We start from the raw sequence: 21,577 nt of genomic DNA on the forward strand, positions 1-21,577 counted from the left end.
TAAGTTCCTTTTGATTTGCGTTCTCTCATATCGCTTTTAGTCTAAACTCCAGTTATAACCACCGAGATTTTATTACCAAATCTGGTAATAAGATTATCATTGATGAGGAAAGACTCGACATATTCTGGTCAGATACTACCCCAATACCTGAGTGGCATCCCACAGTAAATATTCCGACCTACGGTGCGCTCAAAACTCTGGTAGTCGATATTGAGACGGCAGGGATAAACCCAAGAGAAAATCGTATCTATGCAATTGGCTGTATGAGGGAGATAGGGGAGATTGCCATCTTTATGTATCAAGCCGAAAGCAAAATCCTCCTGGAGTTTTTCAAACACCTAGAAGCAAGCAAACCAGAAGTAATTTACACCTACAATGGAACAGAATTTGACCTACCGTTTCTCATCACCCGCTGCGAGTTACATGGCATTTCTCATCCATTTGGAATTGCATCTAAGAAGCGCACTATCCGAACTGCCCAAGTACGCGGCGAACCACTGGAAATTCGGGAGGTATTCATCCGCAACTGCCTGCACGTAGATATCTTTATCTGCGTTCTCAGGTGGGATTTTGTCGCCAAGGAACTTACTAACGGGCGATCGCTTAAACAGGTGGTACTGGAAATGGGATTGCGTAAGCAAGCGCGACTGGTTCTCCCCTATGAAGAAATTCTCGCCTGCTGGAAAGCCGGTTCTGGTAGTAGGGGATGGCAGAAAATCAAGGATTACCTTATTTACGACTTGGAAGATACGCAACTCATAGCTAACAGACTTGTACCCTCATACCACTATGAAGCACTGGTTGTACCGGGGATGAACCTCCAGCAGTTAGCCCTCGCTGGTAACGGCACCAAGTGGAAGCAAATATTCTCGCATCACTACCCAGGATACAAACCCAAACCCGACCGTAAGTATAAATTTCAAGGCGGGATAGCCTACTCTATTCCAGGACTATATAAAAAGGTTGGATACATCGATATCAGTTCTATGTACCCCAAAACCATATTGTCGAAAGGGATTGTCTCTCGTAAGGATACAAAGCGAATCGGCTTGAGCATCTTGCAATATTTGGTAAATGAGAAATCAAGGTTGGAACAAGTTGCCAGCACTGGAGACATTGTTGCCAAGGAAAAAAGAGAATCCACCAAAGTTTTAGCTAATTCTCAGTTTGGGTTCTTCGGAACATCGGAACTCGCCTTCAACGATATGGAAGCAGCCGCCTTAGTAACAGCTTACGGTCGGCGCATCCTACAATTCATGATTGAGGTAATCAATAATGCTGGTGCAACCCCTGTAGAAGTTGATACTGACGGCGTGTTCTTTACTCACCCTAACCCAGAAAAAGTATATGCCACACTTCAGTCTCAATTACCCAAAGAGATAACCGTCAAATTAGAGTTTATTGCCAATGCAATGTTTATTCCGCAAAGGGGAACTAAGAACTATCTGTTATGGCTAAAAGATAACTGGATTATCCGCAAAGGTAGTTGGAGAAGCCGTTCTCGCTCAAAACTAGAGAAAGAATTCCCTGTTGAATATCTAACCTACTTAATCCAAAACCAATCCACGGCAGAGGAATATTTCAGAGAAGTAAAATCGCAGATTTTATCAGGAAAATACCCGAGAGAAAAACTCTGCATTACTCGCAAAATTCGTATTGGTGAAAAAGAACTTCTTAAATTAGGAAAACCTGGTGATGTAGTAATTTACTATTACGGAATTAGAGGTATTACTAATACCAGCACTAATGAGAGCTATTCACGTCAATACTATCTTGACATTATCGAAAAAAGGCGAGAAGAAATCCTCAAAATAGCCGCTCCTGAAATACTAGAAGGTAATAAACGTCAGTTATCTCTTTTCTAGATGAATAAACTTGATATTTAATCAAAGCGCTTAAATTAATAAATATCAAGTCTTTTTTCAATTCATGAATTCTCAACAGTTTGTAAATTATAAAAAAATATTTGCAAGTAAATCAGGCTTTGTAAAAAGTGATTTTGATGCGTTCACATAAACCGAAAATATGCCGTAAAAAATCAGATTACCAAACCCAGTATCAGTCAAAAGCTCACTGGTTAATTTATTTAATTGATTGATTGAGGGATTGGTGGAGATATTATTCTTAAATTGGAAAAGTAACTAATGAAAAATAAATCCTCATATCGCAAGCCCAGGCTTAATAAAAAACAAAGGGCTTGGGTGAACTCATTCCTTGTATCTCATCCTAATGCCAGAGTTAGAAATATCTATGAATTAGATGGCGATCGCGTAGTTGAAATTGAGTGGTGGGAAAATACAAACCGAATAATATTAAACCCAAAAACCTACATTCAAGGAATTATTAGCTACAAGATGCGGGTCAAACTAAGGAAATTTGGCGATGCGAGAAAAACAGCCGAGTTCTCGTACCGGATCACCCCGCCAGAAAAACGAAATGCATCATGGCACTTAACAGGTCAACTTTCTCTAGAACTTCCTCAGTGTTACGAAGTTACAGAACCAAACAACCCAGTTATCGTTAAACCAAAAAGGAGGAATACTAAAACCAAGAAAGTTAAAAAATTAATTCAGCATACTCTTCCTCTATCAGGAATTAGTGCCCAACTTCATACTATGAATATCGAAGATGGTGGTGTTCCTTTATCCGAACAAGAACTATTACTAGAAAGCGGATCGCACCTAAATCTAGATACTGGTAAAGAGACCAAACTTCCAGGAGCTATAGTCAAAATTCTTTCTAAGAAAAAAGCCAGCTTAAAGGAGTGGGAAACAGCTATTGCACTATATGAGGTAACTGGTTCTAGTGGAGTTATAGAGTATCTTCAACAATTGGATTCTTGGCGGAAATATTTGGGTACTCAACCAGTAGAAAACTCTGTTGAGAAACTCTCAAATCAGAAGTCAGTACAGCCAGTACAAAATGAAGTGTAAGTATTTGTTGATCGCTATATTTTGCTAGCGGCTATATAACAAATACTAAGTATATGGAAAGAGTTAATACTAACTCTTATTTTTTTAAACCACTGCTTACGACTAACGCCTGATAAATAAATGTTTATCTAATCTATCATGACTGTATATCTATACTACGGCGAAGATAGCTACTCACTAAATCAAAAAATTGATTATTTAGTGAATCAAAATGTTCATGCGGAATGGAAAGCTTTTAATTACGTCAAGCTATTTGGAAATGAGAGAAATATTGCTGCAAAAGTCTTTACTGAGGTTATGACTTTGCCCTTTGGAGAGGGTAACAAAATTATTCATACAGACAGCGACTCTCTAATGGGAAGTTTATCAAATGAAGATAATAACCAAGAACTTGAAAATCAACTTTCCCGAATACCGTCAAGCAACATTCTTCTAATTACTGGTAATAAAAAGCCAGATTCGCGCAGGACGGTAGTAAAAACGATCCTAAAATATGCCCAACAAGAAGAGTTTCCCCTCGTCTCTAGTTGGGATAAAAAGGGGATAGTTAACTTGATAGGAAATTATGCAGCCATCCATCAAGTTAAACTCACGCCAAATGTTACAGATTACCTAGCTGAAGCAATTGGCAATAATACTGCACGAGCCGATAGCGAATTCGCTAAACTTGCTGTTTATGCAAGCGGAAAAGTAATCTCTGTTGAGGAAGTAAAACAGATCGTTTGTAATCATAATACTGACTACCTAAAGCTTACTATTGCTATGTTAAGAAACCATCCAAGTTTAGCAATAGTGCAGGTATCTAAACTACTAGATAATAATGAACAGCCGCTCAAAATAGTAGCAACACTTACCTCTGTTTTCCGCACTTGGTTAATAACCAAAGCTGGGGTAGAAACTAAATTATCTGATACTAAGATTGCAGAAATAGCCGAACTGAAAAACCCCAAAAGATTGTATTACCTCAAAGAGGAAGTCAAGTTTGTAGGCGTTCAAAAGCTTAAAAACAGTCTTACTTTACTTGTACAACTCGAAGCCGAACTCAAAAGCGGAGTTGACAACCTAACCAGTCGAATTGCTGAAATTTCTACGATATGAAAAACAACCCATTTACAGAAATCACCGGACAGCATACTGCCAAACTTCTCCTGACTGAAGCAATCGAACAGAATAAAATTGCTCCTGCATACCTATTTAGCAGTCAAGTTGAGGGAGTGGGGAAAGGAAAAACTGCTCTGGCGATCGCAAATGCGATACTCCCAAGAGGGAGTCGCTCCGCAAACGCAGGAGAAAATAACCATCTAGACATCTTACAAATCAAACCAACCCATCCCGAAAACACCTCCCAGCAGAAAGGTATACCTGCTATTCGAGTAGAACAGGTGCGCGAGGTAATTGAATTTCTATCAACTAGTGCAGTCAAGGCCAAGCAAAAGGTGGTCATTATCCACGAAGCAGATATGCTAAACCCTACCGCCGCCAACAAACTTCTTAAGACGCTGGAAGAACCGAAAACTGGAACATTTATCTTGATCTCGTCCTATCCTCAAAAGCTATTACCCACTATCAAGAGTAGGTGTCAAATCATACCTTTCCAAAGGTTAACCGATGAGGAGGTTATTTCTGTTCTGAAAGACCAACAAATCGAGGTAACAGAAAAAATACTAGCTATCAGTTCAGGCAGTCCTGGTCAAGCGATCGCCAACATCACAATGTTAGCTTCCATCTCAACAGAAATCACAAGTCAACTGGAAGTCCCTCCTGACGATATCCTCAACGCACTCAGTTTGAGTAACTCCATCTCAAGCTGGAATCACGAGACACAATTATGGCTGCTTACCTACCTGCAACACGACTGGTGGCAGAAATTAAAAAGCACTCAATTGCTAGCTAAATTCACCCAAGCAAGGAAGCAATTGTTGCATCACGTTACTCCTAGAAGCGTTTGGGATAACCTACTTCTGCCATAGCAAAACACACCCATTATCAAAAAGCACTGCCAGTTAGAAGTATTTCTAGCTGGCAGTATTTATTTACACATAAAGAATATGAACCAGCAGCAAAGCTTATTCGATGTCGAAGAAACCATCCGTAACAGCAAAAGCCAAAAAGCTAGCGAAATTATTACTCCTAGCACTAGAAAGATACTTCAGCTACTAACCAGCCAAGGAATTAACAAAACTGTAACAGCCAGTCTACTTGATTTAGCAGGAGCAAGTCATGAAATTGTTCAATACATCGTCGGGCCAATTGTAACTCAGCAAAACGGCTGGCAACAGTCAATTCCATCCTGGGTAGGAAAAGCGATCGCAGTCGATAGATTAGATGCAGCGCTAGAAGAGATAGACAAGGGAGAAGTAGGTAAACTCGCCTCTAGCAGCGAAGTTGTTGCACTTATGATGCCAATTGCTTTTGAAGTGCCGCTTTCATCTGAATGGACGGATGTTTACCTCTGGGCAAGTTATGATGCCCTCGTAAGGCACAGACCTTTTGAGAATTTCAAATACAATAAACTGTGGGAGAAAATTGGTACAACCCCGGTTCGTTATGAAAAAATCCGCTCTGATTATGAAACCCTAGCTGCTGATATCCGTTCCCGCATAGTCAAACACGCGGCGAAAGAAGGGTGGGGTAAAAGGTCGTCAAATAAGAACAAACACCCTGTTAAAGCAACTACAACTGAAAGTAATATTCAGATGGAGCAATTATCACTGTTCTCATAACTAATTTTCAGTACTTTTTTCAACACTCTTTTCAAAGTCCTTCCTCTCCTTCTCTGTGAGAGGAGGTAGTTCTTCTTTATAGTAAAAATTGCCTAATTTCTGACACTGATTGACATAAATTCGTCTTGCTGAATCACTCGCCCTCAAGTCCTGACGTAAAAGTAATTTAAACGATTTTTCACGCTCTTTCAATTCCTTCACTGCCACAAGGGTTTCTTGTGATACAGCAGGATTTTCATAAGTAGAAGAAAGTTCCTCACTTGATGAATAAACCTTTAGTTTATTGCCAGCAGGTTGGGTAAGAAGTCGCTGAGTGTTATACGAACGCCATAGACCTAACTTCTCGCGTCGTAGTGACTCAATTTCAACCTCGCCAACTCGGTCTGGAGTACTGCGGCGCACGTAGACAAAACAAGCTTTATCAGCTGCTACAGTCAAACTCACTTTCACGCCATTACCATCAAAATAGAACAAATCAATTAAATCGTTTTCCGCACTAACTTCTCCAAGCTTCTCTTTATTTGATAAATCAGGCAACGCTTCTGGATTTAGTGATGGCGTAGCATTATTAACATTAGCTGAGGATAATGATGAGGTAGGTGAAGAATTTGATTCTATAGCCGAGACTTTATCTTCTTTTTCTGGAGATGAACATCCAACGAGTAAGAGTAACAATCCTATAAATAAGTATTTATTCATAAATATAAATTTGTATTTGTAAACCAACAATAAAATATTAATTATTGCTTCCCATTTAACCGACCTGTTTGATAAAAATCACGCAGACTAGGGAAAGCTTTTTCTAAAAGCCAGTTGCGCCCAACTTCTGATTCCGGAATATTTGAAGCAGCCATGTAATAACCACTTCTGTAAGCAGCTACACCCAAACAAGCTTGTAAGCTGGCTATGGCCCGCGAAGAAGCTGGAATAGCCATCAAATCTTGCAAATGACTGGGATGATAATTTTGTCCTACCAGCATGAAATAAACCAAAGTATGAACCAACCGTGATAAAACAACTGTTCGGTCTTGCCAACGTTCTAAATGAGACTTGATACAGAAGTAATCAGGTAAATCAGCCGCCTGAGATTCATCAAGGAATAAGTCACTCTGGCTTTCGATAAAACTGGAATCTAGACCTATAAACTGTTTGAGAAAAACAAGTGTTTTCCCCCAACGTTCGTGTCCTTCAGTTTGAGGAGAAAATGCACCTTCTGAATACTGCAAACCGTACTTCTCTTGCAGTTGGGCAACAGCCTCTTGATTGATATCACCCTGCCAATCAGATTCAGTAAAAAACTCTTTTAAAATCTCTTGTAAATAGATGGATGAAAACTCATTAATGTCTGGAGATTCATCATCAAAATCGTCTTCGTAAGTATTAATAATAAATTTATCTAACTCGATTTCTAGCTCTTGCTTTCTATTAACTGGTAGTAATGATTTAGCGTCTTCTAATGATAGAGGAAAATCTAAATAAGGATGACCTTTGGCTAAGTAAGAATCACCCAAATCTGCTAAACTTTCAAGCGCGATAGTCCGGGCAAAATACTCATCTTGTGAATGTACGCATACTCGGTCTAGTTCCTTATCCACTAGCGTCATAGTAATTGCCAGTAGGGCAAACCATGACGCATCGTGCAAACAAGTCGGTAAATCAGCAATTAAATCTACTAACTTTAGTTCTAGGATTTCTCCCCAAACGCCTATCCTAGTTGTATTGGAAACATCACAAAAATGCTCTACATCTTCTCCAACAGATGTTTCTCCTAACCAAGTAAGATTTTCTACCCGCAAAGAAGATGAGTAGTCAGAAGTCAGCTGGTTTTGGCTATCCTCATCGGACTGTATCCATATCAAAGCCAAAAGCATTAGCTTACAAATACTTACTCGCTTTAGGAGAAGATATTCAGGCATAAGTCATTACTTGTAATTTTTAGATACAGACCACATTAATTGCGATACCACCATAGCACAGGGGAACTTATCGTTCCTTAGTAAAAACCACAATTTTACGATAAACAAGACAAAAAATAACTCATAAGTATGAATAAAAAAGAATGTGGTTTAAATAAAACAACTCGTCAAAATAATAAATCCTAAAAGAACTAATGCTGACGCAGCAATAAGAGAAATATATAAATCCTCGCGTTATGAACTATATCAACAAAATCATTCTGGTTGGCAGATGCGGACAAGAACCGGAACTCAAATATTTCGAGTCTGGCGCAGTTAAGGCTTCAATATCTATTGCAGTCAGACCACCCTACAGAAGTGAACAAGCCCTTTGGTTTGATTTAGTCGCCTGGGGAAATCAAGCAGAAGTGATTGGAAATTACGTTCGTAAAGGAACCCAAATTGCAATTACTGGCGAGTTTGGATTTGATCGTTGGGCAGATAAAAATTCTGGCACTATGCGGCAAAAACCCGTAATTACAATCAACGCTCTTGAATTGTTAGGTTCACCCCGTAAGGAAGAATCTACATCCACTTCTGCACCAAACGAAACACAGACTGTAGCTAACGCAAATTTCTAGGAAATTACAAATCGCCTATGCAGTATAAATCGTAGGCGATAAATCATCTAATCAATCTACAAACAAAACGAACATGATTCATAATACTGCAACTATCAATCTTAAGTCAGTGAACACTACCCACGACAAAGAAGGTTCCTTGATTGCCTTTGGGATCGCCGAATTCTACTACCGTTCCAAGGAGGGAGTAGTTGCTGACGAGATGCCATTCCGTTCCAAGGGCGCACCCGCCGTCGTTATTAACGAACAAGGGGAAGGTGTACACGGTACAGCAGAAGGATATCTCGATTTGCTAGTTGATAACAGAGGTGATTACAAAGAAAAGATTGCCACATTCGTAATCAGAAACTTTATGTCAGCACAACCCATCAACGAACTCACCCAGGTTAGTAAAACCCCTCACTCGCCAGAAACTCCCGATTTTGCCAAAGAACTACTCGAAGATAACGTTACTTCGACAGATGAAGATTTAGACCAAGAACCTCCGTTCTAGATCCACTTAACTGAATAATGCTAGTACATACAGACTTACTTGTTAGTACTGGCATTATTTTTTTATAGAAATCCAGAATAAAAATCTACTATTTGGTAGAATCGCTGACATCAACTCATCTTATATAGTACATAATTACTGAAATACTTACACAAAAGCTAAATTTAAAACTTTTTTAACATAATTACCCCACGAGTTGGGAATTACCGTTGCCAACTTCATCTGACGGTTATAATTCAAAATCAAGACTGAATGTTTCGCCATCAGGCTCTTCTAGTTTTTGGTCTGTAGATGGCTGGAGAATTGGCTGCTGGAGTCTGTTTTCGTTAGTAGTAAGCGGCGTGAAAGCTACTTGTTGTGTGGCTAATCCAGCCTTTATGAAAACAAAATAGCAATCAATAATAAAATAAAGCGTCTCCAGATAACTTTTACCTAGTTGTTGGGATTCTGCAAATATGCGTTCTCGGTAGTTTTCTTTGAGCCGAATTTTTACCGGAGCTAAGTCTTGTTTATTTGTCATTGTTTGTTATAACTTCACTTTCCAGATGTGTTTGGTTAATTCTTGCTCGTAATGGTTTTTGCCATTTCTAGAAGCCCAAAGACGTTAGCTTCTACCGGGTTGTCCAGTATTTTGAACCCGTTTTTCTCTAATAGTTTCTTGAATCCAGGTAAGAGGCAGCCTCCACCTATCGCCCAGATTTCATCCCCTTGGTGCTTGGCATCAAGTGTCAGATTCACCACTTTTTTTAAGTATTTTTCATACCAATCTTTCAAACAAGTGCTGTATATATCTTTGATATCGATGTCACGGCTGTACTTGGTATGTCCCATTTCCAGACAAAATCGAATCTTGGATGCATCCCCGATTTTTCCCCCATTTAGATGTTTCATTTTTTGGGAAATATCATCAATGAGAACTTCTACACCAATAGGGTAGGCGGTGTGAACTTCTCGTTTTCCCTGGTTGTAACGAGAATACAGAGTCGTGCCATTGCCAAAATCTAAAATGGTTAATTTTTTCGGTAGTTGATGCCCAAATAATGCACCCATCCCCTCTAGTACTATTTTCAGCACTTCTACTTTCACCTCTGATTGTTTGCCAGCAAGTATTGGCTGATATTCTCCACTGAGTACTTTTTGCAATTCGTCAGCCAGACCAACATCATGTAAGCTGACCACTAATTTTAAGTGCCAAGCCTTACGGTGTGGCAGATGTGCCAATGCACCGAATAATGTCAGCAATGCATTATTGACTTTGTTTTCATTGTTATCCGTGTTCCGGTCAAAATAATTTCCTGTACGGAAAGCTGATTCCCCGACAGTGTAAGCAGTACCGTTAAAAACTACTCGTCCGGGTACATCTTCCATGTCGGCATTGGTTATATAGCTTGGTACACGAACTACTTCAAAACCATCGACTAAAAGTTTTAGGCTTCCATAACCGTTATCAAAACCAGCAGGAAAATTTTTTTGCAAGGCGTGAATATTTGACATAGGGATCAAGTCAATACGTTTTGATTTTTGAAAGTTATCTGTTCAGATTATCTAGGGGAGCAGGGGAGAGAAGAATAACTTGCTATGAGTCTTTCCCCAGAACTCTGCCCCTTCCTTCTCTAACCTCAAGAGCTTATCATAACCTCTTGGGGGCTAAGTGGGGTACATTTGCTTAAATGACATTTTGTACCCCACTTAGCGCCTATTTAGCCCCCATATAGGTGTCAAATTTTCCTAAAAGTTCTAGCCTATTCTTGGGGTACATATAGCCCCCACATAGCCCCCATCAGAATTTTTGAAATCTTTTCTATGAACGTAGTAGAAATTAACTTACAAAAAAATAGAGAAGAAGGAATAGAAAACTTTAGTTGTGGTCTAAAGCCCACTTAAAAAAATATTTATTTCGAGACGCATAGCGCGAAATACAAAGCGTCCTTGCTTCAATCCCGCGTTTCAAAACGTTGGTTCCCTACACCCTCTAAAATGGTTGACTGTTTGATTTATACTCTCCTGTCAATGTCTTTGTTATTACAGCAGTTTTCATGTATTTAGACCACACTAATCTTTCTCTCTGCGACTCTGCGCCTCTGCGTGATAAAAAAAGCCGTGGTTCATTTACCTGAAAATAGCTGTAAATTAGCTTCCCGCAAGATGTCTAGCCCTAGCTCTGATACAGTTGGAATTTATCTACGATAAATTGTAGCTTTCCGAGGCTATTGCCAGAGTAAGAGATTGTCTACACAAGACTTGTAAGGTCAATGCAAAACTTGATAAGCAAAACGATTCTCAAGTGCAACGACTACTAGAGCATTCCCCAACTAGGGCTGAACTAGCTATCGAGGTAAATGAAACAGAAGCACAGTTAACCCAAATTCAAAAGCTTGGTCAACTGGCTAAACAAAAAATGATTATCGCCAACCTCCGATTAGTGGTTGCGGTAGCTAAAAAATGTCGCTGGAGTAACCTGGAATTTCTGGATCTGATTGAATAGGAGTCATTCCAAGGTACACTCTGCTCATAGACAAGGAATGAAAGCTTTACGACGTGAGCAAGACAGGATTAAAGATTATTTGGTTTCTTGAAAATTATTTATGTCCAAGGAGAAGGAATCGCTATTGTAGAAAGCACTTCTTCCGTACTCACTCTAATAGCAGTTTGCTCAGAGTTGGGGCATTAAACTTTAACTTGGATGATTGAAGATCGTCCATTATATATATTTTCCAACTACAGGCTCACCCGTAAACTCACAAAGTATCCCCTCTTGGCAATACCAGCACTCAAATAGAATTTGGCTCACTGCTTTGTCGCAGTCTAGAAATCTCACATGCTGAAACCGTTCGGCTGATAATTCTGGTTTGACTCTGCGGGATTCAGGCGAAAGCCATTTGGGTAGTTTAGATAGGCACTTATAGATTACATGGACATCTCAGGTTCAGTAAACTAGGTCGGACGAGATAGCATTAGTCCAACTTTTTCCGAATCTCTTTTGCCTTAGCTTCTAATACAGCCAATAAATCTCTCAGTTGCTCTTGCTGGATATCTTCGACCTTAGTTGCTGAGACATCTCGAATTAGAGAACTGATTTGGTGACTTGGTTTAGGTTTTGTTTCAGGAGCATGTTCAGCAATAGTTTGGGCAACTAGAAAACGAGTTTGAGCGACTGTTAGCCTTTCTTGCAAAACTTGTGATGTAGCATCTTGTCGGATTTTAAGAGCTTTAGTTTCCTCAACTTTTAAATTTTTAGAATTTAGTTTTTGGAGTGACCGGGCATGGTTTGCACCAAGTCCTGACTGTCTAATCGCAATTTTTAAGTCTTCTGAAAGCCGTAAGCAAGGAAAGATATTTGCATCTACTGATGCTGGATTTTGTTGAAAACGTAGTAATAACAAAAGAATACTTTGTTCTATTTCGTCTAAATTAAATTCTTTAATGCCTTCTGACTGCTCTTTTCTAGTTAAAATAACCAATTCAGTTAATTGGGGCAAAAGTTTTTTTGCGTTTAATCTAGCTATTGCTCTCCTAAGTGCTTTAACTACTTCTTCCTGTTCAAATTCCAAAGCTAACTTAGCCTGTTGAATCAAACCTTCGGCTAAATCTAGCTCATTCAAGCCTTCTCGGTGAAGACTAGTTAATAACGTGCGTGCATGTAATTCCTCTTCAGAAAGAACTTTCTGAAGCATCACTGCATCAAGCGTTTCAATTTCTGGCTGTAACTCTTCTGCAACGGATCTCCATCTCCGTTCTCCATCAAAAATGAGATTTCCCGGTAGTAAAATAATCGGCTGTTGTTGCCCTGACTCTCTAATGGAAACAGCCATACTCCGAATACTATCCGAAGTAAATGTTTGCCTTGCTTGTTTGGGATTGGGTCTTACTTCACTATAGTGAATTTTGAAAATCCCAGATGCTTTCAAATGTTCTCGTAGGTCTTCAATAGTTTGATTGAGGAGTGTACGTTCTTCTTCAGCAAGCTTTCCCTGTGCTTCTTCATCTTTTAATCTTGTAATCTCTGCCTGTAAATCTTCTACTCGTTCTTCAAGCTCAAATATCTGTTGTGAATCAGCAGCAGAAGCAAACATTCCAAGTACACTCGGTTTGTTTAATTTTGTCATCGATCAACCTCTTATTAGCTTAAGTTCGTTAACTAGTGCATCAACAATTGGCAGAAAATCTCCTCTTGCCTCTTTGCCTGGTCTGTAAATTCCCAGAGGTAGCCCTCTACCAGAAGCATTAAGAATATCAGCTGATTCTCGAATTGGGCTAAAATACTGAATTCCCAAATTCTTACAGACTAGGGGAAGTTCCTCAACAATACTTCTATGCGCTCCCCAATCACTTTTCCAACGAGTAGGAACTATACCTAATATTTTCGGAGTCGGTTTCAATCTCAACCGCTTGCAGTTGAAATAGTACCACTCAATCATCGCCGCAGCACTTTGAGAAGCCTTGTATTCAGGTTGAATGGGAATTAACACGTGGCTAGAAGCTGCAAGAGCTGTCAGTGGTAAAGGCTCCAATGTTGCAGGACAATCGATAATTACAAAATCGTGAGATAAGGGATAATCACTCAACCGATCTGCAAGAGTATAAGCTCCACGCAGATCCTTTGAAACTTCCCGAATTGTTTCGTGTAATTCTTTTCCGCCTTTACAAACTTGAATTTTGTCAATCTTACCTTGCCAAGCTGTAACTAAAGGCCAGTTCCCATTGAAGTCTGGATGGTAAACATTAGCCATTGTTCCCTGAGTTTTAAATTCTCCTAATCCGCAAAATAATGTCAATGATTCGTTAGGATCGATGTCTAATAGTGCCACTGAATAGCCACGAACACCTAATTCATACGCAAGATTGTATGAAATAGTACTTTTCGCCACTCCTCCAGCGTTTGTCTCAATAGAAAGGGTCAAATTGGCAGGCATAATTTTTTCTCTTTCTTGATTACTATATTTCCGACTCCCAGTCATGAGATAACGTTATATCAGTTTGGGCGAAGAATTTTGAGATAATGTTATATCATTTTTCTGATTTCTCTAACAAGGATTGCTATCAACACAGAGGTTGACTGCAAGTAATATCGACCTAGCTACACAGATTGCCTATTGTGGAATTGTACACAAAAAGAAATATACCCCGTCCAAGAGATATTCACTCAGCACTTGCTCAATCTAATAGTTCCGTAGGAAAGCATTATTGCCTTTGTGCAAGCTGGTTATTGAGTATAAAAATCAACGGCATAATTCTAGTGTGATTTCAACCTTTAAAGCTGTGTCAATCAGTCAGGGCAAACGCATCTAAAGTATAATAATCCTTTAATAGCAAGGGTTTCTGCGTTTTTGAATTTAGCCTATTTTCCGCCAAGATCCTTATCCAGCAAGGGTTTCAGAAATCCCGTGCGTTCGCCCTGGTCAATCAGCAGCTATTAATGCGACTTTTTTGAGCTTATTGAGAAGAAAAATCTTCTGTTGACATAATATAACCACCTTGCCATGAAGATTCTACGCTGAACAACAGTCTTTGTTCAAAGTGTACTCGATTGAAGCGGGATAACAATATTCTCTATCTACCTGATGTCATTATAGAAAGGGGCGCTGCAAACAAGGAATTATTTTCAATCCCCCTAGAACTAGCTATTCTCACCTAACCACGAGTAATCGGCTCATTCATGCAGTGGTTATTGAGAAATTACGTAAAAAGCATTCCAGAAGTGTAGTTGAAGTCCTTGTAACTACACTACTTTTTCTGAGCTAATCAAACATTCTCGTTCACGGCAATAAAGGTACTAGGTCGCTCACAAGGCGTAAAATTATACTTACGTTTAACTTCTTCATCTGGATTATCTGTACTACCTTCAGCGGATTTAGTTAGCAGTACAACTTCAGAGCGAGTATAACCAGTCAACTCATCAAACTGAGTAATCATATATTGGTAGAGTGCCCAGACATCCGCCATCCGATTACCAATACCGGAAGATATCTCATCAGGTATGAAAATATTACCGTGCCAAGATACCTTAATCCCCTCTTTCTGGAAGTAAGCGTCTATTTCTGGACGAATGTAATCCGCAGTCCCTCCGCAAAACACCAGTTCTTCAATATCATCATCCATCTTCGAGCGCAACCATCTGACGATCGCACGCCAATATTCATCTCTAGCAAGCAATAAAGCCTTGGACATCAACTCGCCATCAAGTTGAATTTCATCACCTTTGCGTTTGCGTGAGAGTTTCTGCATCACCTGGGAGTCACAACTAACTCCAGCTTCTACCAACACCTCGATAATATTGGGATTATCAGGGCTTAGTCCTGATGTCTTGGAAGTAAAATTATTCACCAGCCAAGACATACCAAAATTACTGGTTATTCCCGCACCAATTGAACCACTGCGAAAGGTGAAAATACTTGCGTTGCGATAACCAAGCATCACATACATCGAAGCAGGCATATTATCGCCAAGCGATCGCCTACGGTGAAAAAATATCCCACTACCCTCAGAAGCTGCATCATAACGAAGCATTTTTACCCGCATCTTACCTGCTGGTGTATCAAATCCTCGAAACGCATCCTTCAACCGAACTTGTAACTGTTCTTTGTCTTGCACTTCACCGGGCGGTAGCAGGATGCTCAAGTAAGCTGCAACATCATTACCCAAATTCAGCTTTTCCTTAGCCAGCCAAAATGCACCACAAATTTTAGGGACTGCTAGTTCGTACTTTAGCTCCTTCAGCTGCGATATACCCCCAAACCGACGACGAGCAAGCTCTCCCAAGGCGCAATACTCATCGCCTATTCCTACCCAAGTACGAGATTCAGGACTACCTTCTTGTTGAACGCTCTCAATCGAAGCTTTAGCAATATCTGCTACTTCTGAGTCGAAAAGTAAAACAACAGGCTTTCCCTCTGGATACTCCTGAGCGATCGCCTTGGTTTTACTTGCACCCATGTCAATCGTAATTACTACCTTTTTTACGTCTGTTTTCTCCTTAGTTTTGGGCATATCTTTATCTTTTATTACCTTTTACTATCGTTCCCAATTTAACCGAAATGGGATAAATACTGTGGTGTAAAACACTTTCTTTACAGGGTTTAACAGCTTTTTTACATACAAAGTGCCTAGAGAAAAAACTATTATGGCGATGTTCTTCGATGGCGCTACAGCATTCATACTCAACTCCATTGAGTAGAAAGTCCACTGCAAACTGCCGACAACTACAGCAAATTGCCAGAGGGCTAACTGAAGTACCTCCATAGCACTAATACCAAATCAAAACCGTAAATTCTAAGTACATTAAAGTACTAAAGATCACTTTAATACACAATGCTCAAAACACCTCCTAAATTATGACTAAATTACCCCAATCACACCCAAATTCTGTATCAACGAAAAGTTGAATTATTAAATAAAATTACCTTTTTAGCTGTAGTTCAAACAATGCAATTGTTATGATCACACCCCGTATTACCTCAACCATCCCCGCAATTACCCCAGTAAAAAGTATCGCAATTGTGCAGTCTTGTACGATAACAAGGTATGTCAAATGGGGTTAATTACACATTTGCTTTGCTGTCAAATTTTTGATCGCAGCTTTTACAGATGAAATATATGAAGTGATTATTGCAGGCGATCGCACCTCTAAAAATAGAATGCGATCGCCTTTCCAGTTCGGTCAAATATTGTTGATGCACTCGACCGAAGGCTTTGACCAAATATATGGCTGAAACGGTTTCATAGAACCTTTGAGCAATGCAGGTGCTTGAGCGAAAACTCCTTCTAAATGCGCCCAATGGAGAGGTGAAAAGCACCTCCTAACAACAGCGCCAGGCGATCGATCGCACTCCAGGAGATATTGCCCACAACGACAAACAGGACAAGGGCAGGACTTACGCAAGTATCACAAGCAAAGGCAGAGAGAGTATGCTTTTCTCCAACACCTAACCACCGATATCCTTATAATCCCCTCACTCCAGACGAAATCCTGCATCAACTTCTATTTCTGCCTTAGCAATTGGGTCATCCTCATCATCATTAAAGAACCCATCATCTTCGGAATCTTCTCCCACAACATTTGATCCGACTGGTTCTGTCTCAACAGGTAACGACACAGGACTTGGCCCAGTGGAATCAAAAAAAGAAACTGAAGGGGGAACCGAATTAGCTGAAATAGGAGTTATTTCCACGCCATTAGTTCCAACTGTTGGTTGTAACCCAGTTGCACCCTGCGAGAAAACTCCACTATGAGGATTAACAAGAACTATCTGGGGCAACCCCTCCATCCCAAACGTCCGTTTCATCTTAATGATCTGAACTTCAAGTTGCGCGATCGCATCATGAAGGGCTGACTGCAATTCAACACCAGATACCCCCGCAGCAGATAGCGCAAACGGTAAGTAATACGCCCGCAGCGCCTCACATACTAACTCAGTTTGCCCTCGCTTCTTTGACTGGAGATAGCTAATTACTATACCGTCCTCCATATCTTTATTCCGCATGATACGCGCCAACTCAACCGAATCAACTGGCTTACTCGCTCTTGCCATAGCTTCTCTTCTATTAACGTGCAAATCAAGCTTCTCAGTAAGCTATTTGTCAATACTCTTACTTTAACCATACGGTGGGAGAACTCACCCCCGTATTTACTCCGAACTACCCCAATTGACACACTAATTACCCCAATTAAATGAAATTGGGTTTGATTTTTGTCAATCAAAATAAATAATTAACTGAAAAATAAACTCTGACAATCCCCATAATTGAGGTATTCTGAGGGCAAATTAACCCAATTATTTCAGCACTACGTCAAAGGTTAATCAGCTTAGGGAATAACCCCACAATCCTCTCTGCATCTGATTTACTTTGCACTCCACAACAGACTATTGCTGTCACCGTACAGTCCTGTAACTAAGACAAGGTATGTTTAGTAGGGTCATTTTATTACTAAGGCTATTATCAATAAACTAGATTAATTAACAGTGCCTTTAATACCAATCGTCTTATCGTGTATCACAAAATGCTACCTTTGTAGTATATCTACTGTTTGATAAATAAACAGATTGAAAAATAATACCTATAAATAATTGTAATTACGTATAATTTAATTCACGATAATAGATAGCACCCACTACGCGATAGCGAAGCGCCGACCTGTCGGTTCGCACGCTGGCGACATAACCATACAATCTCTACAACCCAACAATTGCATCATTAAAAACAAGGTTTACGGCTTCAGTGTCAGTTACAAGACGAACCATAAGATATTACCTTGTATTATCACAAGTTACAGTACTCTCACTGGCGGCATCTAAATCAAGTATAGTTTATACCAAAAGTAGCAGCGATATTGTCCGCAATTGAGACCATACACTGTTGTCAGATTTTCGGTTATCCCCAACTCCCTCAGTGCAGTCTCTAACTATGCCACTCAGTCCCGCAGTGAAACAAGGTATGGTAAGTAACTCCATAAAGCGAACTAAATCTATCAAGGTCTACCTCTTTGAGCAAGAGAAAACTACCATTGAGGAAAAAGCGATCGCCACAGGGGTAACTGCATCTGAGTATTTACGTTCCTGTGGGTTAAGGCGGGTACTAACAGCAAAACCGTCTGCCGACTTGATAACTATCCGCGCTACTGCTGGAAACCTCAAAAGCGAACTGATGATGTTATCTCACTTAGCAAAGGAAACAAACAACCAGCAAATTTTGGATACTGTCAATAATGCGATCGCACTCGTAGATCAGACCATCGCAGCTGCATTTAACCTAGACGTTCCAGATAAATCAGCCTCAAGCCAAGATAAATAAGGCATTACAGGTTCTATATCCCCCACTTTCAACTCCCTCAATTTGATTCCCGTCATCTATAAAAAACCCAATTTTCTCGACACGCTCAAGTATGTCTTGGGGAAAGATGATGCTGGGATTGTTGATACTAATATGATGGGAACAAACCCAGATGAATTCAACCAGCAGTTTCTCAACATCAAATACACCAAAAAAGCAGTTAAACGGCAGTGTGCCCACCTCATTATCTCGATAGCACACCGCCACAACTATCATGAGCATTTATCAGACAGTCAATACAGCTATGTAGCAAGGGAATATCTCAAAGATATGGGATACTTACCCAAGGAAGAATCATCTGTAGCAGCTACGAGTCAGTTCGTTACAGTACGCCACCACGATCGCGACCACGAACACCTGCACATAATTGCCTCCCGAATTCGGTTAGATGGCAGCTTAGTTAATGATTCCTATGATTATTTCAACTCCCAAGTCTCAACTAGACGCATCGCGGCAGAACTAGGGTTAGAGGTGACACCGACAACGAATAAAGCCGTCGCCTCTAAGTTACAGCAAGAGTATGGCATAACTGCACTCACTAGCCCCAACCGCTCGAAAAGTATTAGAGCAGTCAATAGTAAGCACAAAACCCCAACAAGTAAGGAAATTATTCGCCAAGCAATAGGAGAAGCCATTAAGGATAGTCCCACTGTCTCTACGTTTATTCAACGCTTGGAGGAAAACAATATAGGGGTATTGCCTAAGATGCGGGGAGAGGAACTACTAGGCTTTACCTACATCCATAATGATGTGAAAATCGCTGGTTATCAAGTATACAAACCCTATAGTTGGAACAAACTGCTGTCTGAATACGGAATAACATACGACCAAGAGAAAGATAAGGAAATAATTCAACAAGCTAAAGCCAGAGCAATTAACCGCATAAATACTAATAGCACAAGCAATAATGAGTACTTGTATGCTGATAAACCTACTAGCAGCAGTACAAGTGATAGTAATGGCGATACCGATAGTAACTCCAAAATACTTGACAGTACAAAAGTACTAAATAGTAATTATCCAGATCAAATTTCGATAATACAACCAAAATTAGAAGATAAACCCACGTCGGAAGCAAATAAGGTTAAGAAAAAAGTACAGCCGCATCTGAAGGAACAGCACCCACAACAGGATATTTCAGAAGAAAACCGTCTATCCACTGCTCAACAAATCCTGCAAGAGGAATCTTCCCCTACTCCCCCTTTTCCTAACCTTCTCCCTTCTAACCTCAAACATCTGCCTTCTACAATCACTGACTATATGCTTGTTAGCAATAATTCCCGTATCAAGGGACGGGAGTTGAGTGCCAGTTTAGATACCAGTATTCTGACTGTTTACCGTCATGGGGATAATACTCCTGTGATGCAAACCTGCTATAGTCAGGGAAACTGGTACGAAGAGATACCAACTCGACTAACAACAAACGAAATCGAGCAGATTGAAAGCTTGCGTATCTTTACCCAACAAGCATTAATGAATAAATCGCGATCGCAAAGAGGTAGAGGTATTGAGCAATAGTAAATCTGTTGGTAGAGAAAACTTAATCCACAGTGCCTCTCTGACTGTGGGTAAATACAAAACCGTTGAGAATTAGTATCGTTTCTACGAAGTGTTCAAATTTGAATACTTCGTAGAAACGATGTAGAAACGATATCCTGCTCAGGTGCAAAAATCCTAATATCGTTTATCTCGCCCATAACCCCATAGGAAATAACTCTACCTTGTTCTAGCTATATTAAATTATAAAAGTAACTAGAACAAAACTAAAGGATGTAACCTATGCCCAAGAAAAAATGCGGACTTGGATTTGACTGTGCCAGTATGATGCAATACCCAGGCATAGACTCTGGCGACTGCTTAAATTACAAAACCTGTGGGAGTGCGGTTCAACTAAGCCCCGATGAAGAACTCGAACTTGTTCGTATTCGGGAAGAACAAATGCGCCAGTATCAAGAACAAATTCGCCTGACCCGTCGTTCTGCCGCTATCATGATGCTGATGAGGCGCGGTTGCCCACAATCACCAGAATCGTTAAGTGTTATCCCGGCCATTGAGGCGATCGCCACCACATTAGATAATATTCGTACTGGACTTACCAACTTCGACGGACAGTACATCGCGCCACCTGGTTGCGAACTCCACATCTACAATGTCAAACGGCCGAGTGGTACGTACTCGTACTATAAACTAACCGCCGAAAACGCAATGTTTGCACCTTCAGAGAAAGAACAAGAAGTACGGGTAATTCACCTTAGCCATCAGCATGATGCGCGGTATATAGAAGCACAACTTGGTATCGAACGGCGGAACAAGTTAACCCAAGTGCGAACACTGCTTCACAACGCAAGCACATTGCTTGAGGAAGCAACACGCCTACTCGAACAAACCACAGATATGAACAGTCCAAATGCTACAGTTGAAGTTTTCAACACTGATGAAATTATACCCATCAACTAATAAAACGGTAGAAAGGGAAAATTTACTTCATTACTGCCACAAAATATAGATACTGAAATACAGGATTATTTGTAAAGCTGCTTTACCTACTAGTAGGCTGTGACGGTTACGAGCGAATCGCTCTGATAGGTATACCAACAGGCTAAAAACCGACTAGGGAGAAATGAAAAATGACCATAAGTTTTAGAGAATGGCTCAAACAATTTAACAATCAAGATGCACCCTTTGGTGATTTATGGAATGATGCCACATCGACTAAAAGAGGAAGATTTCAAGATAAAATTTCAGACTCTTGGCAGGGTGACACTATAGAAAGCTTGATAGAGTTTATGGTTAAAAACGAAGCATCATATCAATCTTATGGTGTTCTTAATGAAGCTAATGAGGCGTATCATAATTATTTAGGTTTAGAACCTATAAAATCATCTAAATTGGAAGAATTAGAGAACCAATTTAACGCTAAATATTACGCAGAACGTCTACAGCACTATACAAGATTATGTATTTTATATAGGAATCCTACTTGAATCTTGCTCAGTATACTGAGATGTCAAGCTTCTAGGCAGCTTGATTGTTCAAAAATGAAATAGGAGTCCTATATATAAAC

General features: G+C 40.0%; 22 protein-coding genes. 13 read left to right on the top strand and 9 right to left on the bottom strand.

Annotated features, from left to right (window positions below; genetic code table 11):
• Positions 1-98: 98 nt before the first annotated feature.
• From ACM0OY_RS20465 to ACM0OY_RS20485, 5 genes are all read left to right on the top strand, one after another.
• On the top strand, positions 99-1,865 hold the full coding sequence (locus tag ACM0OY_RS20465; protein WP_414570738.1) for a 3'-5' exonuclease: 1,767 nt from the start codon (positions 99-101) through the stop codon (positions 1,863-1,865).
• A gap of 279 nt (positions 1,866-2,144) precedes the next feature.
• On the top strand, positions 2,145-2,933 hold the full coding sequence (locus ACM0OY_RS20470) for a hypothetical protein (protein WP_414570687.1): 789 nt from the start codon (positions 2,145-2,147) through the stop codon (positions 2,931-2,933).
• A gap of 138 nt (positions 2,934-3,071) precedes the next feature.
• Complete coding sequence (gene holA / locus ACM0OY_RS20475) at positions 3,072-4,031, top strand: DNA polymerase III subunit delta (protein ID WP_414570688.1); 960 nt, start codon at positions 3,072-3,074, stop codon at positions 4,029-4,031.
• Positions 4,028-4,903, top strand: a complete 876-nt coding sequence (locus tag ACM0OY_RS20480; RefSeq protein ID WP_414570689.1) for an AAA family ATPase — start codon at positions 4,028-4,030, stop codon at positions 4,901-4,903. Before holA ends, ACM0OY_RS20480 begins: the two co-directional genes overlap by 4 nt.
• Positions 4,904-4,981: 78 nt before the next feature.
• On the top strand, positions 4,982-5,656 hold the full coding sequence (locus ACM0OY_RS20485; protein ID WP_414570690.1) for a hypothetical protein: 675 nt from the start codon (positions 4,982-4,984) through the stop codon (positions 5,654-5,656).
• Here ACM0OY_RS20485 and ACM0OY_RS20490 read toward each other — a convergent pair whose 3' ends face one another.
• Positions 5,657-6,355, bottom strand: a complete 699-nt coding sequence (locus ACM0OY_RS20490) for a hypothetical protein (protein ID WP_414570691.1) — start codon at positions 6,353-6,355, stop codon at positions 5,657-5,659.
• A 41-nt stretch (positions 6,356-6,396) separates the two neighbouring features.
• Positions 6,397-7,572 (bottom strand): hypothetical protein, encoded by a 1,176-nt coding sequence (locus ACM0OY_RS20495; protein ID WP_414570692.1) that lies wholly within the window; start codon positions 7,570-7,572, stop codon positions 6,397-6,399.
• A gap of 236 nt (positions 7,573-7,808) precedes the next feature.
• On the opposite strand from ACM0OY_RS20495, the gene ssb reads away from it, so the two are divergent.
• Together ssb and ACM0OY_RS20505 are read left to right on the top strand one after the other, a co-directional pair.
• Entirely contained in the window at positions 7,809-8,192 is a 384-nt protein-coding gene (gene ssb, locus ACM0OY_RS20500) for a single-stranded DNA-binding protein (protein WP_414570693.1), read from the top strand.
• A 73-nt stretch (positions 8,193-8,265) separates the two neighbouring features.
• The gene (locus ACM0OY_RS20505; protein WP_029631539.1) at positions 8,266-8,685 is read left to right on the top strand and encodes a hypothetical protein; all 420 of its coding nucleotides are present in this window, start codon (positions 8,266-8,268) and stop codon (positions 8,683-8,685) included.
• A 229-nt stretch (positions 8,686-8,914) separates the two neighbouring features.
• Here the strand turns inward: ACM0OY_RS20505 and ACM0OY_RS20510 are convergent, their stop codons facing one another.
• Both ACM0OY_RS20510 and ACM0OY_RS20515 read right to left on the bottom strand, forming a co-directional pair.
• Positions 8,915-9,205, bottom strand: coding sequence for a hypothetical protein (locus ACM0OY_RS20510; protein WP_414570694.1), 291 nt, complete (start codon positions 9,203-9,205; stop codon positions 8,915-8,917).
• 35 nt (positions 9,206-9,240) lie between these two features.
• On the bottom strand, positions 9,241-10,179 hold the full coding sequence (locus ACM0OY_RS20515) for a ParM/StbA family protein (RefSeq protein ID WP_414570695.1): 939 nt from the start codon (positions 10,177-10,179) through the stop codon (positions 9,241-9,243).
• Positions 10,180-10,969: 790 nt separating this feature from the next.
• Between ACM0OY_RS20515 and ACM0OY_RS20520 the strand changes: the two genes are divergently transcribed.
• Positions 10,970-11,170: a hypothetical protein gene (locus ACM0OY_RS20520; protein WP_414570696.1), complete on the top strand. Its 201-nt coding sequence runs from the start codon at positions 10,970-10,972 to the stop codon at positions 11,168-11,170.
• Between the two features lie 469 nt (positions 11,171-11,639).
• On the opposite strand, the gene ACM0OY_RS20525 is transcribed toward ACM0OY_RS20520, so the two are convergent.
• From ACM0OY_RS20525 to ACM0OY_RS20540, 4 genes are all read right to left on the bottom strand, one after another.
• Entirely contained in the window at positions 11,640-12,791 is a 1,152-nt protein-coding gene (locus ACM0OY_RS20525) for a ParB/RepB/Spo0J family partition protein (protein ID WP_414570697.1), read from the bottom strand.
• A gap of 3 nt (positions 12,792-12,794) precedes the next feature.
• A complete protein-coding gene (locus ACM0OY_RS20530) occupies positions 12,795-13,598 on the bottom strand; it encodes a ParA family protein (protein WP_109013390.1) in 804 nt (267 codons plus the stop codon).
• 829 nt (positions 13,599-14,427) lie between these two features.
• A complete protein-coding gene (locus tag ACM0OY_RS20535) occupies positions 14,428-15,672 on the bottom strand; it encodes a ParM/StbA family protein (RefSeq protein ID WP_414570698.1) in 1,245 nt (414 codons plus the stop codon).
• A 24-nt stretch (positions 15,673-15,696) separates the two neighbouring features.
• Positions 15,697-15,924, bottom strand: coding sequence for a hypothetical protein (locus ACM0OY_RS20540; protein WP_414570699.1), 228 nt, complete (start codon positions 15,922-15,924; stop codon positions 15,697-15,699).
• 326 nt (positions 15,925-16,250) lie between these two features.
• On the opposite strand from ACM0OY_RS20540, the gene ACM0OY_RS20545 reads away from it, so the two are divergent.
• Positions 16,251-16,394 (top strand): hypothetical protein, encoded by a 144-nt coding sequence (locus tag ACM0OY_RS20545; RefSeq protein WP_414570700.1) that lies wholly within the window; start codon positions 16,251-16,253, stop codon positions 16,392-16,394.
• 240 nt (positions 16,395-16,634) lie between these two features.
• Here the strand turns inward: ACM0OY_RS20545 and ACM0OY_RS20550 are convergent, their stop codons facing one another.
• Positions 16,635-17,213: a hypothetical protein gene (locus ACM0OY_RS20550; RefSeq protein WP_414570701.1), complete on the bottom strand. Its 579-nt coding sequence runs from the start codon at positions 17,211-17,213 to the stop codon at positions 16,635-16,637.
• Positions 17,214-18,039: 826 nt separating this feature from the next.
• On the opposite strand from ACM0OY_RS20550, the gene ACM0OY_RS20555 reads away from it, so the two are divergent.
• The 4 genes from ACM0OY_RS20555 (at position 18,040) to ACM0OY_RS20570 (ending at position 21,497) form a co-directional block, all read left to right on the top strand.
• Positions 18,040-18,474 carry a plasmid mobilization protein gene (locus ACM0OY_RS20555; protein WP_414570702.1) on the top strand — a complete coding sequence of 145 codons (435 nt, stop codon included), beginning with the start codon at positions 18,040-18,042 and terminating at the stop codon, positions 18,472-18,474.
• 42 nt (positions 18,475-18,516) lie between these two features.
• Complete coding sequence (locus ACM0OY_RS20560) at positions 18,517-20,031, top strand: relaxase/mobilization nuclease domain-containing protein (protein ID WP_414570703.1); 1,515 nt, start codon at positions 18,517-18,519, stop codon at positions 20,029-20,031.
• Positions 20,032-20,292: 261 nt separating this feature from the next.
• Positions 20,293-20,970, top strand: coding sequence for a hypothetical protein (locus tag ACM0OY_RS20565; RefSeq protein WP_414570704.1), 678 nt, complete (start codon positions 20,293-20,295; stop codon positions 20,968-20,970).
• 170 nt (positions 20,971-21,140) lie between these two features.
• Entirely contained in the window at positions 21,141-21,497 is a 357-nt protein-coding gene (locus tag ACM0OY_RS20570; protein WP_414570705.1) for a hypothetical protein, read from the top strand.
• The last annotated feature ends 80 nt before the right edge of the window (positions 21,498-21,577 follow it).

The sequence above is a fragment of the Nostoc sp. CCY 9925 genome (assembly GCF_963920935.1).
Taxonomy (GTDB): Bacteria; Cyanobacteriota; Cyanobacteriia; order Cyanobacteriales; family Nostocaceae; genus Nostoc.

Excerpts from the sequence above, each read along its gene's own strand:
- ACM0OY_RS20570 (WP_414570705.1), top strand. The coding sequence starts at position 21,141 with ATGACCATAAGTTTTAGAGAATGGCTCAAACAATTTAACAATCAAGAT.
- ACM0OY_RS20510 (WP_414570694.1), bottom strand. The coding sequence starts at position 9,205 with ATGACAAATAAACAAGACTTAGCTCCGGTAAAAATTCGGCTCAAAGAA.
- ACM0OY_RS20535 (WP_414570698.1), bottom strand. The coding sequence starts at position 15,672 with ATGCCCAAAACTAAGGAGAAAACAGACGTAAAAAAGGTAGTAATTACG.
- ssb (WP_414570693.1), top strand. The coding sequence starts at position 7,809 with ATGAACTATATCAACAAAATCATTCTGGTTGGCAGATGCGGACAAGAA.
- ACM0OY_RS20480 (WP_414570689.1), top strand. The coding sequence starts at position 4,028 with ATGAAAAACAACCCATTTACAGAAATCACCGGACAGCATACTGCCAAA.
- holA (WP_414570688.1), top strand. The coding sequence starts at position 3,072 with ATGACTGTATATCTATACTACGGCGAAGATAGCTACTCACTAAATCAA.
- ACM0OY_RS20540 (WP_414570699.1), bottom strand. The coding sequence starts at position 15,924 with ATGGAGGTACTTCAGTTAGCCCTCTGGCAATTTGCTGTAGTTGTCGGC.
- ACM0OY_RS20525 (WP_414570697.1), bottom strand. The coding sequence starts at position 12,791 with ATGACAAAATTAAACAAACCGAGTGTACTTGGAATGTTTGCTTCTGCT.
- ACM0OY_RS20495 (WP_414570692.1), bottom strand. The coding sequence starts at position 7,572 with ATGCCTGAATATCTTCTCCTAAAGCGAGTAAGTATTTGTAAGCTAATG.
- ACM0OY_RS20550 (WP_414570701.1), bottom strand. The coding sequence starts at position 17,213 with ATGGCAAGAGCGAGTAAGCCAGTTGATTCGGTTGAGTTGGCGCGTATC.
- ACM0OY_RS20515 (WP_414570695.1), bottom strand. The coding sequence starts at position 10,179 with ATGTCAAATATTCACGCCTTGCAAAAAAATTTTCCTGCTGGTTTTGAT.
- ACM0OY_RS20530 (WP_109013390.1), bottom strand. The coding sequence starts at position 13,598 with ATGCCTGCCAATTTGACCCTTTCTATTGAGACAAACGCTGGAGGAGTG.
- ACM0OY_RS20485 (WP_414570690.1), top strand. The coding sequence starts at position 4,982 with ATGAACCAGCAGCAAAGCTTATTCGATGTCGAAGAAACCATCCGTAAC.
- ACM0OY_RS20470 (WP_414570687.1), top strand. The coding sequence starts at position 2,145 with ATGAAAAATAAATCCTCATATCGCAAGCCCAGGCTTAATAAAAAACAA.
- ACM0OY_RS20565 (WP_414570704.1), top strand. The coding sequence starts at position 20,293 with ATGCCCAAGAAAAAATGCGGACTTGGATTTGACTGTGCCAGTATGATG.
- ACM0OY_RS20505 (WP_029631539.1), top strand. The coding sequence starts at position 8,266 with ATGATTCATAATACTGCAACTATCAATCTTAAGTCAGTGAACACTACC.
- ACM0OY_RS20490 (WP_414570691.1), bottom strand. The coding sequence starts at position 6,355 with ATGAATAAATACTTATTTATAGGATTGTTACTCTTACTCGTTGGATGT.